The organism is Ruania zhangjianzhongii (assembly GCF_008000995.1).
GTDB lineage: Bacteria > Actinomycetota > Actinomycetes > Actinomycetales > Beutenbergiaceae > Ruania > Ruania zhangjianzhongii.
In genome coordinates this window covers 2,217,766-2,230,713 of record NZ_CP042828.1, presented here as the reverse complement: position 1 = coordinate 2,230,713, position 12,948 = coordinate 2,217,766, and the positions used below count along the sequence as shown (strand labels likewise).

9 protein-coding genes and 1 pseudogene are annotated in these 12,948 nt (G+C 69.6%); 5 read left to right on the top strand and 5 right to left on the bottom strand.

The window, feature by feature from the left end:
• Positions 1 to 16 precede the first annotated feature (16 nt).
• The 4 genes and pseudogenes from FU260_RS10335 to FU260_RS10320 all read left to right on the top strand — a co-directional run bounded on the left by FU260_RS10335 (position 17) and on the right by FU260_RS10320 (position 3,782).
• Complete coding sequence (locus FU260_RS10335; protein WP_147916985.1) at positions 17 to 952, top strand: ACP S-malonyltransferase; 936 nt, start codon at positions 17 to 19, stop codon at positions 950 to 952.
• On the top strand, positions 952 to 2,007 hold the full coding sequence (locus tag FU260_RS10330) for a beta-ketoacyl-ACP synthase 3 (RefSeq protein WP_147916984.1): 1,056 nt from the start codon (positions 952 to 954) through the stop codon (positions 2,005 to 2,007). Before FU260_RS10335 ends, FU260_RS10330 begins: the two co-directional genes overlap by 1 nt.
• Positions 2,008 to 2,144: 137 nt before the next feature.
• Positions 2,145 to 2,393 (top strand): acyl carrier protein, encoded by a 249-nt coding sequence (locus FU260_RS10325; protein ID WP_147916983.1) that lies wholly within the window; start codon positions 2,145 to 2,147, stop codon positions 2,391 to 2,393.
• Positions 2,394 to 2,535: 142 nt separating this feature from the next.
• Positions 2,536 to 3,782: pseudogene (locus tag FU260_RS10320) on the top strand (beta-ketoacyl-[acyl-carrier-protein] synthase family protein).
• A gap of 168 nt (positions 3,783 to 3,950) precedes the next feature.
• Here the strand turns inward: FU260_RS10320 and FU260_RS10315 are convergent.
• From FU260_RS10315 to FU260_RS10295, 4 genes are all read right to left on the bottom strand, one after another.
• On the bottom strand, positions 3,951 to 4,451 hold the full coding sequence (locus FU260_RS10315; RefSeq protein ID WP_147916982.1) for a DUF3145 domain-containing protein: 501 nt from the start codon (positions 4,449 to 4,451) through the stop codon (positions 3,951 to 3,953).
• Positions 4,452 to 4,584: 133 nt separating this feature from the next.
• Positions 4,585 to 5,070: a peptide deformylase gene (gene def, locus FU260_RS10310; protein WP_147916981.1), complete on the bottom strand. Its 486-nt coding sequence runs from the start codon at positions 5,068 to 5,070 to the stop codon at positions 4,585 to 4,587.
• A gap of 29 nt (positions 5,071 to 5,099) precedes the next feature.
• Entirely contained in the window at positions 5,100 to 7,193 is a 2,094-nt protein-coding gene (locus FU260_RS10305; RefSeq protein ID WP_168211730.1) for a hypothetical protein, read from the bottom strand.
• Positions 7,194 to 7,381: 188 nt separating this feature from the next.
• Positions 7,382 to 8,935, bottom strand: a complete 1,554-nt coding sequence (locus FU260_RS10295; RefSeq protein ID WP_147916979.1) for an alpha-N-arabinofuranosidase — start codon at positions 8,933 to 8,935, stop codon at positions 7,382 to 7,384.
• A 187-nt stretch (positions 8,936 to 9,122) separates the two neighbouring features.
• Between FU260_RS10295 and FU260_RS10290 the strand changes: the two genes are divergently transcribed.
• On the top strand, positions 9,123 to 9,467 hold the full coding sequence (locus FU260_RS10290; protein ID WP_147916978.1) for a DUF6199 family natural product biosynthesis protein: 345 nt from the start codon (positions 9,123 to 9,125) through the stop codon (positions 9,465 to 9,467).
• A 22-nt stretch (positions 9,468 to 9,489) separates the two neighbouring features.
• Here FU260_RS10290 and FU260_RS10285 read toward each other — a convergent pair whose 3' ends face one another.
• Positions 9,490 to 12,927, bottom strand: coding sequence for a methylmalonyl-CoA mutase family protein (locus tag FU260_RS10285; protein ID WP_210418239.1), 3,438 nt, complete (start codon positions 12,925 to 12,927; stop codon positions 9,490 to 9,492).
• Between the last annotated feature and the right edge of the window lie 21 nt (positions 12,928 to 12,948).

Genomic DNA, 12,948 nt, shown 5'->3' with positions numbered 1-12,948 from the left:
CGGAAAGGTGAGAACGGTGATCGCACTACTCAGCCCTGGTCAGGGCGCCCAGAGTCCAGGCATGCTCGCGCCGTGGCTCGAGCTGGACGGCACGGCCGACCTGCTCGCCGAACTGAGCGAGGCAGCGCAGGTGGACCTGCACGCACTCGGGACCACGGCCGATGCGGACACCATCAAGGACACCCAAGTGGCCCAGCCGCTGATCGTGGCAACCTCGCTGGTCAGCCTGCACGCCCTGGAGGCGCGCGCCGGCAGCCGCATCGTCTGGGCACAGCTGGCCGCCGGACACTCCGTCGGCGAGTTCGCCGCCGCTGCCGCCGCCGGTGCGCTCTCGCCCGCCGACGCGCTCGGCCTGGTCGGCGTCCGGGGTCGAGCGATGGCCGAGGCGGCCGATCAGGCCCCCACTGGGATGAGCGCCGTGGTCGGTGGCAACCCGGAAGAGGTCGACGCGGCCCTGGCCGCCCATGACCTGGTGGGCGCGAACGTCAACGGCGGCGGCCAGGTGGTGGCCGCCGGTCTGCTCACCGATCTGGACGCACTGGCGGCCGAGCCCCCGGCTCGCGCCCGGGTGATCCCACTCGCCGTGGCCGGTGCCTTCCACACCGAGTACATGGCCGCCGCGGTGCAGACCGTGCAGACGGCTGCGGCAGAGGTGGACGCCGCCGACCCCCAGCTGCAGCTGCTCAGCAACTTCGACGGTGCAGCCCTCACCTCGGGTGAGCAGGCGCTGGCGCGCCTGGTCGCCCAGATCTCCTCCCCGGTCCGCTGGGACCTGTGCCAGCAGACGATGCTCGAGGCAGGCGTGACTCGCGCGATCGAGCTGGCTCCCGGAGGGGTGCTGGCGGGTCTGGCCCGCCGCAGCATGCGCGGGGTGGAGACTGTAGCCCTGAAGGGCCCGGACGACCTGGACGCTGCCGTTGCCCTGATCACATCCGCCACCGAGGAGAACTGATGACCAAGCCGACGCTCGCGCTCGCCCCTCCGGTGGCCGGCAGCAGGATCCTCGCGATCGGTGGGATGCGGGGGCAGAACCTGGTGCCCAACGATGACATCGTCGGCCCGATCAACTCCTCGGACGAGTGGATCCAGCAGCGCACCGGCATCCGCACCCGCGCTCGCGCCCATGCTGAGTTCACCGTCAAGGACCTGGCCGTCGGCGCCGCCCGCGATGCACTGGCCAAGGCGGGTCTGACCGGCGCAGACCTTGGCGCCGTGCTGATCTCCACCGTCACCCACTTCGAGCAGACGCCATCGCTGGCCGCGCTCGTTGCCGATGAGATCGGTGCCACACCGGCTCCGGCCTATGACATCTCCGCTGCGTGCGCGGGCTACGCCTACGGCATCGCCCAGGCCGATGCCCTGGTGCGCTCGGGCGGCATCGAGCACGTGCTGGTGATCGGTGTGGAGAAGATGAGCGACTTCATCGACCCCTCCGACCGGACCATCTCGTTCCTGCTCGGTGACGGCGCTGGCGCGGCCATCGTCGGACCGAGCGACACACCCGGGATCGCCCCGACCGTCTGGGGCAGCAACGGCAGCAAGGCCGACGCGATCTACCAGACCCGCTCCTGGTTGGACTACCGCCGCCTGGAGATGGGCGAGCCGGAGCCGGAGACCCCCGAGCTGGCCGAGGAGGTCAGTGCGATGACCACGCCGACGCTGCGCCAGCAGGGCCCGACGGTCTTCAAGTGGGTGATCTCCTCGATGCCGGACGTCGCGCGCCGTGCCGTGGCCGCGGCCGGTCTGGAGATCACCGACATCGATGTGTTCATCCCGCACCAGGCGAACATGCGGATCACCGACCAGCTGTTGAAGCTGATCAAGTTCCGTGGGGACATCGTGGTCGGCCGCGATATCGCCGACACCGGCAACACCTCGGCGGCCTCCATCCCGCTGGCCGCTGAGCGGCTGCTGCGCGAAGGACAGGCCCACAGCGGCGACATCGCCCTGCAGATCGGGTTCGGCGCCGGACTGGTCTACGCCGCGCAGGTCGTGGTGCTGCCGTGAGGAGCCGGCACGTGGTCCACACCACGTCACTAACACCAGGTCTGCCGCGCGCCGCGGTGGCCGTAGCACCCGCGAGTCGGGGACACTAGACCCGCTCGCACCTAACCACAAGCCTGACAACGAGAAACGGAGCAGTTATGGCGCACAGTGAAGAGGACATCCTGGCCGGCCTCGCAGAGATCGTGAACGAGGAGACCGGGTTGGAGACGGACGCCGTCCAGTCGGACAAGTCCTTCACCGACGACCTCGACATCGACTCTCTCTCCATGATGACCATCGTCACCCTGGCCGAGGAGAAGTTCGATGTGCGCATCCCCGACGAAGAGGTGAAGAACCTCGCCACCGTCGGCGACGCCGTCAAGTACATCGCGCAGGCACAGTCCTGACCCTCCCCCGACCTCGGTGCGCACGCGCCGCCCGGTCGGGGACCACATCCGGCGCCGGCACCACCTCGGCGCCGTCGGGCGCGTGCTCTGCGTGAGTACGCGCCCGACGTCTACCAGCTGACACATCCCCTTGGAGACCCTCATGACGGACCAGACGAACGTCGTCGTCACCGGCCTCGGTACCACGAACCCACTCGGCGGCGAACTGGCCACGACCTGGGAAGGCGCCCTGGCAGGACGGTCCGGGGTCCGCACGTTGGAGCAGGACTGGGTGGCGAAGTACGACCTGCCGGTCACCTTCGCCGGACAGCTGGCGGTACCGGCCGATCAGATGCTCACCCGGCAGGAAATGCGCCGGATGGACCCGAGCGCTCAGTTCGCGATCATCGCCGCACGCGAGGCGTGGGCGGATGCCGGCGCACCAGAGGTCGACGGCGAACGGCTGGGTTCGGTGGTGGCCTCCGGTATCGGCGGGGTCACCACGCTGGTGGATGCCTGGGACACCATCAAGGAGAAGGGGGTGCGCCGGATCATGCCGCTGACCGTGCCGATGCTGATGCCGAACTCCCCCGCGGCCTACGTGTCCATCGAAGTCGGTGCGAAAGCCGGATCGCACACCCCCGTCTCCGCGTGCGCCTCCGGGGCGGAGGCGATCGGCTACGGGCTGGAGATGATCCGCACCGGCCGTGCAGACGTGGTGGTGGCCGGCGGCACCGAAGCTGCCACGCACCCGCTGCCGATCGCGTCGTTCGCGAAGATGCAGGCCCTGTCCACCCGCAACGACGACCCCGCTGCCGCCTCCCGCCCCTACGACGTGAACCGGGACGGGTTCGTGCTCGGCGAGGGCGCAGCCATCGTGGTGCTGGAGAGCGAAGAGCACGCGAAAGCCCGTGGGGCGAAGATCTACGCGCGCGTCGCCGGTGTGGGGATGACCGCGGACGCCTATGCGATCGCTCCCCCGGACCCCACCGGCGCGCCGGTCAGGAGCGTGCGCTGCGGCTGGCCCTGGAGAACGCAGGAGTGACGGCCGCCGACCTGGTGCACGTGAATGCCCACGCCACCTCCACCCCGGTGGGAGATGGGATCGAGGCTGAAGCGATCGTGCGCACTCTCGGCTCCGCGGCCGAGCATGTGGCGGTCTCGGCGACGAAGTCGATGACCGGTCATCTGCTCGGTGGTGCCGGCGCGCTGGAGACGTTGCTGACCATTCTCGCCGTGCACGAGCGCACGGCGCCGCCCACGATCAATGTCACCGACCCGGAGCCAGACCTGAGCATCGACCTGGTCCGGGACGTTCCCCGTGAGCTGCCGGCCGGTTCGATCGCTGCGGTGAACAACGCGTTCGGCTTCGGCGGGCACAACGTCGCCGTCGTGATCACCAACGACTGAGCTCGACCGCCTGTCCAGTCCGTGCCCGCCGCGGAGGTACTTTTCGCGCACAGAGGTGCGATTTTGCTACCTCCATCATCGCAAAGTACCTCGACAGGTCTCCGGCGGATGGGTAGGCACAACTCAGCGGCGCGGCCCCTCCTGCCGCGCCGCTGAGAAGACTCTGCCTCAGCCCACCCGGTGCAGCCAGCGCACCGGAGCGCCGGCACCCGCGTACCGGAACGGCTCGAGCTCGTCGTCCCAGGCCTGGCCGAGCGCCAGCTCGAGCTCGTGCCGCATCCGGGCCGGCTCGCCGGCGTGCTCCATCGCCGCTCGCACCCGGTCCTCGGGGATGACGACGTTGCCATGAACGTCGATCTGGGCGTGGAAGATGCCCAGCTCGGGAGTATGGCTCCAGCGACCGCCGTCGACGCCGCGGCTGGCTTCCTCGGTCACCTCGTAACGGAGGTGATTCCAGCCGCGGAGCGCCGACGCGAGCCGCGCCCCGGTTCCGGCAGGGCCGGCCCAGGACAGTTCAGCCCGAAACATCTCGGGGGCCGCGGGCTGCGCAGTCCAGTCGAACGCGACGTGCGCGTTCAGCACGGACCCAGCGGCCCACTCCACGTGCGGGCACAAAGCGCGGGGCGATGAGTGCACGAAAACAACACCGCGGGTGCTCTGACCTGACATGCTGTTCCCTTCTGTGACCGGTCGAGATGCGTCTTCCCCAACGATCTCGCGACGTTCACTTCCAGAAACCGCTCGCGGCGTCCGTGGCCCATTGTGCCTTAGTTCTCCGGTTCTGTCTTCCCTTCACCAGGTTTCAGAAGCGCTCCCGCACTGTGCGCAGCGCATCCTTGCGCACCTGCCCGGCCAGTCGGGACAGGTAGAGCTTGCCGTCCAGGTGGTCGTACTCGTGCTGCAGGCAGCGCGCCATCAGGCCCTCTCCCGCCACGGTGACGGCGTTGCCGGCCAGATCTGTGCCGGTCACCCGTGCGTAGGCGCCGCGAGTGGTCGGGTACCACAGTCCAGGTACGGACAGACACCCCTCGTCGCCGTTCTGCACCTCGTCGGACACCTGCGCGAGGTGCGGGTTGAGGACGTAGCCGACCTCGCCGTCGATGTTCCAGGAGAAGGCCCGCAGGCTCACTCCGATCTGGTTGGCCGCCAGCCCCGCTCGGCCATCCGCGTCGACAGTCTCCAGCAGGTCGGTGACCAGCGCCCGGACCCGCTCGTCGATCGTGGTGATCTCTGCGCACGGGGTGCGCAGGACGGGGTCGCCGACGATGCGGATATCACGTAGTGCCATGGCTCAGTTCAGCGTTCCGGGTGCAAGGGTCAGAAATCGGCGATCGACCAGGCGTAGGTTGCCTGCGTGCCGGTGAAGTCGAGGAAGGGCTCCCAGAGCACCTGACTGGCTTCGGCGGGTGCGTCGACCACGGCCCAGCCGGTGAAGCTCTCACCTGGACCCACCTCGGAGGGCGCGCGCTGGTCGGCGTTCAGGCAGAACAGACCGGAGACCCCATTGGTATCGAGTGCGGTGCCATTGTCGTTCGCTAGTCCGACCTCGAAGCCGGCGAAGCTGTAGCTGCCGGTACCGTCGGCCAGCGCAGGCAGGGTAGTGAACTCGAACTCCAGCGCGAGGTACTCCCCGGCGGGGTCGGGGCACATCGCCGTCTGTGATCCTTGCGGCTGCCAGCCCCGCTCGACGCTCACCAGGGCGACCTCGACCTCCGGCTCACCGCTGACGCCGGCCACCACTGCCGGTTCACCGGGGCCGAGCGCGGCCAGATTGCCGCTCCCGCCGGAGCCGTCGGTCTGCTGGTCGGTCGGGTCGTCAGTGGGATCGTCGGTCTGCGCGGGCGTGGTGGGATCGTCAGCCGGATCGGTACTGGGAGCCGTGGCGGTGGGGGTGGACGCTGATCCGGTCGACTCGTCGTCGCCTCCCACGAGCCGGAAGCCGAGAAAGAGCAGGAGTGCGACCATGATCGCGATCGCGATTCCCACCACGATCTGCGGTGTGCGGTTCTTCGTTGCCGGCACATCCCCGGGGCCGAACGGGCCGGCCTGCTGGAAGGGCTGGCTGCCGGCCGGGCCGCCGAACTGCGGGCCCGATCCGGGCGGCGGTGCAGCGGAGTAGGCGCCGCCGGGCTGCTGCGGCATGCTCGCCTGAGGACCCGACGGCGCGGTCCCGGGCGGAGGGGGTTGTGGACTCTGTTGCTGGTAGCCACCGGCGTAGGGCGCTGCCGGTACCGCGCCGAACGGGCCGGCCTGCTGGAAGGACTGGCTGCTGGCCGGACCGGTCCCCCACTGCGGCTGTTGCGGTGGCGGAGCCTGCGAACTCGCCGGACCGGCAGGCGCGGGTTGCTGCGGAGCCTGCGGGCCACCAGCCGGCGGCGGGGGCTGCTGACCGGGTGCGGGCTGCTGACCGGGTGCGGGCTGCTGCGGGACGCCGCCCCACTGCGGCATCTGACGCGTCGGCGTGCTCGCCGGGAACTGCTGGGTGGGGTCGTCCATGGTGGGCGGCAGTGCGGACTCTTCTGCGGCCGCGGGGGCCGGCAGTTGCGTAGTGCCGGCCTCGTCCGGAGCCTCGTGGGCCTCAGCGGCCGCGGGGTCCTCAGGATCCGCGGGAGCCGCGGGGGCCGCGGGGGCCGCGGAGGCATCAGGAGTCGGCACGTCACCTGACGGATTCGGGTCGGCGGCCGTGTCGATTCCGCTGTCCGACGGGCCGTCCACCCCCGCACGCCGTCCTGGGCCCTCTGGAGTCGGTTCGTCCGAGGCCACATCGGGGGCGCGGTGCCGGCCCGAGTCCGCAGCTTCCGGTGCGGATGTCGACTCTGGCGCCGCCGCATCCGCATCCGCAGCCGCAGGCGTCGGAGCAGGTGCGGACTCCGGCGCAGGCGTCGGAGCAGCCAGCGGCGGGGGTGCTTTCCGGACGAAGATGGTCGGCGCGTCGTCGATCTCTGCGTTCTCGGCCGCGCGCGCCGTCGCAGCGGTCGACGCCTCAGGCTCCGGGCTCTGGCTCGGAACTGCCCCGTGGGACACCCCTGGTTCGGTCCCCGCCGGCGCGTCGGCGCTCGGTGCCGCGGGTGCCTGCGGCGCAGGTGCTGCCCCAGCACCCGGAGTAGGCGCATCCGGAGTAGCCGCTGCCCCAACTTCCGGCGTCGGACCATCCGGGGTAGCCGTTGCCTCAGCATCCGGCGCACCCGGCGCACCCGGCGCACCCGGCGCACCCGGCGCACCCGGCGCAGGAGCCTCCGCCGGCGCCGCCGCATCGCCACCAGGAGTGCTCGGCGCCGACCCGTCGGCCACCCAGTACTCCCAGCCCTGCGGTGCTGCCGGCCACGACGGGTCCGGCTGCCAGCCTTCCGGCGGTCGCCAGCCCTCTGGCGGTTGCGGCCAGCCGGGTGGTGGGTTGAAGCGGTACGCCAAAGTTCCTCCCCTGGGAGAGCGCAACGCACGTCACGCTCGAAACGCATGTGGGACCGCGCCCATCTTAGGCCCCCGGCCTCACCTCAGATAGCCGACTGTATGGGCCGTTCTCCCCTGCCGGCGCGCGGGCCGACCACGCGCCCGGCCAGCGTCACGGCAACGGCCAACCCCTCAGACCGCGCTCACAGTCACGCCACAGCCGCGCTGACGGTCACGAACGAGTGCGCCGGCAGTTCCACCCGCAGGCCCCGCTCGGTCGCTGTCACCTGCTCGTGCACCACCGGCTGCACCTGCGCGCCGCGACCTGGAGCGTTGTGTGCGTCCAGCTCACCAGCGGTGAGGATCCGGGTACGCACATCGCTCACCGTTCCTCCACGCAGGTCGAGGTCGACCGTTGTCGGCTCGCCCGCGTCCAGGTTGGACAGCGAGATCAGCACCCGGCCGTCCTTGCTGCTGGCCGAGGCGGACACCGTGGTCAGCTCCTCGCCGTCCACCGCGCGCACCGGCAGTCCACCGGGGAAATCCACGCGCAGGCTGGCGGCATCCTGGTGCCCAGCATTCATCTCGAACACGTGGTAGGTCGGGGTCAGCACGAGCTCACGGGAGTCAGTGTTGATGTCCGTGAGGATCATCGCCTGCAGCACGTTCACCGTCTGGGCGATATTGGCCATCACCAGTCGGTCGGCATGGGCGTGGAAGATGTCGAAGTGCGTACTGGCCACCAGCGCATCGCGGAGGGTGTTCTGCTGGTACAGGAACCCGGGGTTCGTGCCTTCCTCCACATTCCACCAGGTACCCCACTCGTCCAGCACCAGGCCGACCTTCTTCTCCGGGTCGTAGCAGTCCATCACGTTCGAGTGCCCACGCAGCAGCTCATCGGTATACGCGGCCTTGACCAGGGTGCGGTAGTAGTCCTGTTCGGTGAACTCGGTTGCGCTGCCCTTGTCCTGCCAGGTGCCCGGAATCGTGTAGTAGTGCACCGAGACCGCCTGGTACAGCCCGCGTGGATCCCGGCCGCAGCCGCCGAGCGGGTTCAGGGCCTTCATCAACGTCTCGGTCCAGGCGTAGTCGTCGGAGTTCGCCCCGGCCGCGATCCGGTAGAGCCGGTTCTCGCCATGGTCCCGGCAGTAGGTGGCGTACCGTCGAGCCTCCTCGGCGTAGTGCGAAGCGGTCATGTTCCCGCCACAGCCCCACGGCTCGTTGCCCAGTCCCCAGAACTTCACCTGCCACGGCTCGTCCCGCCCGTGCTCGCGGCGCAGGGCCGCCATCGGGGAGTCGTCACCGCGGGTGAGGTACTCCACCCAGTCACTCATCTCGCGCACGGTCCCGGAGCCGACGTTGCCGTTCACATAGGGCTCAGCACCGAGCAGCTCGCACAGCGCCATGAACTCATGGGTGCCGAAGGAGTTGTCCTCCACCACGTCACCCCAGTGGCTGTTCACCATCCGGGGCCGTTCCTGGCGCGGGCCGACACCGTCGCGCCAGTGGTACTCGTCGGCAAAGCAGCCGCCCGGCCAGCGCAGGTTCGGGATGCGCAGCCCGCGCAGCGCCTCCACCACGTCCAGCCGTATCCCGCCCTCGTTCGGCAGGTCGGAGTCCTCGCCCACATAGAAGCCGCCGTAGATGCACCGGCCCAGGTGCTCGGCGAAGTGCCCATATATGTGCCTGCTGATCACCGGCCCGGGCACGTCGAGGTTGATGATCGCGGTGATCGGTGCGGACGGACTGCCCGGTGCAGGCATGCAAGACTCCGATGTCAGGGTGTACTGAGGCAGCTCACCGGGGTACGACACGGCACCACCAGCGATGTGAGCGCTCACAACCTTACCTAGGTTCCGCCGTCGTCTTCAACGATTACCTTTCACCGCTCTTACACCGTCTGCGCACCGGCAGCCGAGCAGATCGTAGCTATGCGCTACCGTCCCTCCAATGATCTTCGTCTACATCATGCTGGTGATCACGGCGGCCCTGTGCCTCTGGGGTGCGATCAGCCCGATGGGCATGTGGCGCGGAACCGTGGCCTGGCGCTACGCCGACCCGGAAGCGCACCGCCCGAGCAGCTCACAGAACGTCGCCACCCGGGTCGGCTGCGTGGTCGCGCTGATCTGCATCGCCATCGCCTTCCCCCTGCTCAGCAGCCTCACCTCACAGGTCGACGAGCAGCAGGAGGAGGAGGCCTACGAGGAGTGCTTGGACGAGAACGACGACGACGAAGGCCTCCTCTCCCCCGAGGACTGGTGCGAGGACCTCTCACCGGAGCCCGAGGAGTCCTGAGCCCCGCCACCGGGCAGGCCGGTCACATCGACCGCCGGTACTGACCGCCCACCTGGTACAGCGCCTGGGTGATCTGGCCGAGGCTGTGGCTGCGCACCGCCTCCATCAGCGCGGCGAAGGTGTTCTCGCCCCTGCGCGCCACCTCCTGAAGCCTGCTCAGCGCACCCGAGTCGACGGCGTTCCTCGCCTCCTGCCAGTCACTCACCGAGGCTACCTGGGCATCCTTCTCCGCGGCACTGGAGCGCACCAGGTCGATCGATACCTCGATCTCGCCACTGTGCTCGGTGGGCAGGAACGTGTTCACGCCCACGATCGGGAGCGACCCGTCGTGCTTGCGCTGCTCGTAGACCATCGACTCGTCCTGGATCTTGCCGCGCTGGTACATCGACTCCATCGCACCGAGGACCCCGCCCCGCCTGCTCAGCGCTTCGAACTCGGCGTAGACCGCCTGCTCCACCAGGTCGGTGAGCTCGCCGATGATGTAGCTGCCCTGCCACGGGTTCTCGCAGCCGCTGAGGCCGAACTCGCGGGCCACGATCATCTGGATCGCCACCGCTCGGCGCACGGACTCCTCAGTGGGGGTGGTGACCGCCTCGTCATAGGCGTTGGTGTGCAGGCTGTTGCAGGCGTCGAAGCTCGCATACAGCGCCTGCAACGTCGTACGGATGTCGTTGAACTCGATCTCCTGAGCGTGTAGCGACCGCCCGGAGGTCTGGATGTGATACTTCAGCATCTGCCCCCGCGGGCTCGCGCCATACCGGTCGCGCATCGCCCGAGCCCATATCCGCCGGGCCACCCGACCGATCACCGCGTACTCCGGGTCCATCCCGTTGGAGAAGAAGAAGGACAGGTGCGGGGCGACGTCGTCGATGGCCATCCCGCGGGCCAGGTAGTACTCCACGATCGTGAACCCGTTGGCCAGGGTGAAGGCGAGCTGGGTGATCGGGTTCGCTCCGGCCTCGGCGATGTGGTAGCCGGAGATGGACACCGAGTAGAAGTTCCGCACGCGGGCGTCGATGAAGTACTGCTGGATGTCCCCCATCATCCGCAGCGCGAACTCGGTGCCGAAGATGCAGGTGTTCTGCGCCTGGTCTTCCTTGAGGATGTCCGCCTGCACCGTGCCGCGCACTGCGGCCAGGGTCTCGGCGGCGATCCGGGCGTAGGTCTGCGGGTCGGTCACCTCGGCCCCGGTCACCCCGAGCAGGCCGAGGCCCAGCCCGTCGTTGCCGTCGGGCAGCTCACCGCGGTAGACCGGCTGCTGCCGGCCACCGAGTATCTCGCCGATCTTCTGCTGAGCCGCCTGCCACCGCTGCGGGTCGGCGCGCAGGTGCTTCTCCACCTGCTGGTCGATCGCGGTGTGGAAGAACATCGCCAGGATGATCGGCGCCGGCCCGTTGATGGTCATCGACACCGAGGTCGCCGGTGCGCACAGGTCGAATCCGGAGTACAGCCGCTTCATATCGTCCAGCGTCGGCACGCTCACGCCGGAGTTGCCGACCTTTCCGTACACGTCCGGGCGGGTGGCGGGGTCCTGGCCGTACAGGGTGACCGAGTCGAACGCGGTGGACAGCCGAGCCACGCCCTGCCCGGCGGCGAGGTAGTGGAACCGGCGGTTGGTGCGCTCCGGCGGTCCCTCGCCGGCGAACATCCGGGTCGGGTCCTCGGTCTGTCGACGATACGGATACACGCCGGCGGTGTAGGGGAAGGCCCCGGGGGTGTTCTCCTGGTGCAGGAACCGCAGCAGGTCACCCCAGGATCGGAACTGCGGTGGCGCCACCCGTGGCAGTGCCGTGCCGGACAGCGAGGTGCTGTAGTTCTCCACGCTGATCTCCCGGCCGCGCACCTGGTACGTGCCGCGGGTGGCGGTGAGCGCGGCGCGGCGCTGCGGCCAGGCGCGCAAGAGCTCCAGAGAGTCCTCGCTCAGGCGGGCCAGTGCGTCGGCGTACAGCGTGCGTAGCCGGACCAGCGTCTCCTCGCTCTCGACGGCGGAGGTCGGGTAGGGCTCGAGCGGTTCCGGGAGCGCCGGGTCGGCCAGGTCACGCAGGCTGGTCCAGTACCGCTGTGCCGCCTCGGCGGCGTCGGCTTCGGTCTCGACCCTGCGGGTGAGGTCCTGGCCCTGTTCGGCGATCTCGGCCAGGTAGCGCACTCTGCACCCGGGGATGAGGCTGCCACCGGCTCCTGCTCCCCCGGTGAGCGGCTGCTCGGGCTGCCAGCCGTCGCCGAGCCGGGCCAGCAGGGCCTCGAACGCGCGGGTCAGGCCGTCGTCATGGAAGTGGCTGGCGACGGTGGGATAGACCGGCACCTCCTCGTCCGGGGTGTCGAACGCCAACCGGTTGCGGCGCCACTGCTTGCGCACGTCCCGCAGCGCGTCCTCGCCGCCGCGGCGGTCGAACTTGTTCAGGATCACCAGCTCGGCGAAGTCGATCATGTCGATCTTCTCCAGCTGGCTGGCGGCGCCGTACTCACTGGTCATCACGTAGACCGGCACGTCCACCAGCTCCACCACCGCCGAGTCCGACTGGCCGATCCCGGCGGTCTCCACGATCACCAGGTCGAACCCGCAGCCCTGTAGCGCGCGAATCGACTCGGCGAGCACCTCGCTCACGCTCACGTCCTGGCGCCGGGTGGCCATCGACCTGAAGTACACCCGGTCCGAGCGAAGTGCGTTCATCCGGATCCGGTCGCCGAGCAGTGCACCCCCGGTGCGCCGGCGGGTCGGGTCCACGGCGAGCACGCCGATCCGCAGCTCGGGAAAGGCGGTGAGGAACCGCAGCACCAGCTCGTCGATCACCGAGGACTTGCCGGACCCGCCGGTGCCGGTGATCCCGACCACCGGGGCGGCTCCGCCCGGGCGAGTGGCGCCTGGGTGAGCCGACAGGCCCAGCCGGGCTGCGCCGTCGTCGGTGAGAAGACCATCCTCGATGGCGCTGAGCAGCCGGCCCACACCGGCATCGTCCTCCCGGTCCGGGAGCCTCCCGGGTGTAGCGGCCGGCCGGCGCGGTGCCTGAGTGCGGGTGACGAGGTCCTCGATCATGCCGGTCAGACCGAGCTTGAGGCCGTCGTCCGGGTGGTAGAGGCGCTCGACCCCGGCCTCTGTCAGCTCCGCGATCTCCTCGTGGGTGATCGTGCCGCCACCGCCGCCGAACACCCGGATGTGGCCGGCCCCGGCCTCCGCGAGGGAGTCCACCAGGTAGCGGAAGTACTCCAGGTGGCCGCCCTGGTAGGAGGAGATCGCCACGCCGTCGGCGTCTTCCTGCAGTGCGGCGCGGACCACCTCCCGGACCGAGCGGTCGTGGCCCAGGTGGATCACCTCAGCGCCCTGAGCCTGGATGATCCGGCGCATCACGGTGATCGCGGCGTCGTGCCCGTCGAACAGGCTGGCCGCGGTCACGAACCGCAGCGGGACGGTAGTAGCCGGCTCTGGTTCGCCGGCGGGGGTGTGGCCGATGGTGGTGGTCACGAAGCCCTCCTTCTCCCGCGC

Bases quoted from the DNA above. Each gene is read 5' to 3' on its own strand.
- FU260_RS10330 (WP_147916984.1), top strand. From the start codon at position 952: ATGACCAAGCCGACGCTCGCGCTCGCCCCTCCGGTGGCCGGCAGCAGG.
- FU260_RS10325 (WP_147916983.1), top strand. From the start codon at position 2,145: ATGGCGCACAGTGAAGAGGACATCCTGGCCGGCCTCGCAGAGATCGTG.
- FU260_RS10315 (WP_147916982.1), bottom strand. From the start codon at position 4,451: ATGTCAGGTCAGAGCACCCGCGGTGTTGTTTTCGTGCACTCATCGCCC.
- def (WP_147916981.1), bottom strand. From the start codon at position 5,070: ATGGCACTACGTGATATCCGCATCGTCGGCGACCCCGTCCTGCGCACC.
- FU260_RS10295 (WP_147916979.1), bottom strand. From the start codon at position 8,935: ATGCCTGCACCGGGCAGTCCGTCCGCACCGATCACCGCGATCATCAAC.
- FU260_RS10290 (WP_147916978.1), top strand. From the start codon at position 9,123: ATGATCTTCGTCTACATCATGCTGGTGATCACGGCGGCCCTGTGCCTC.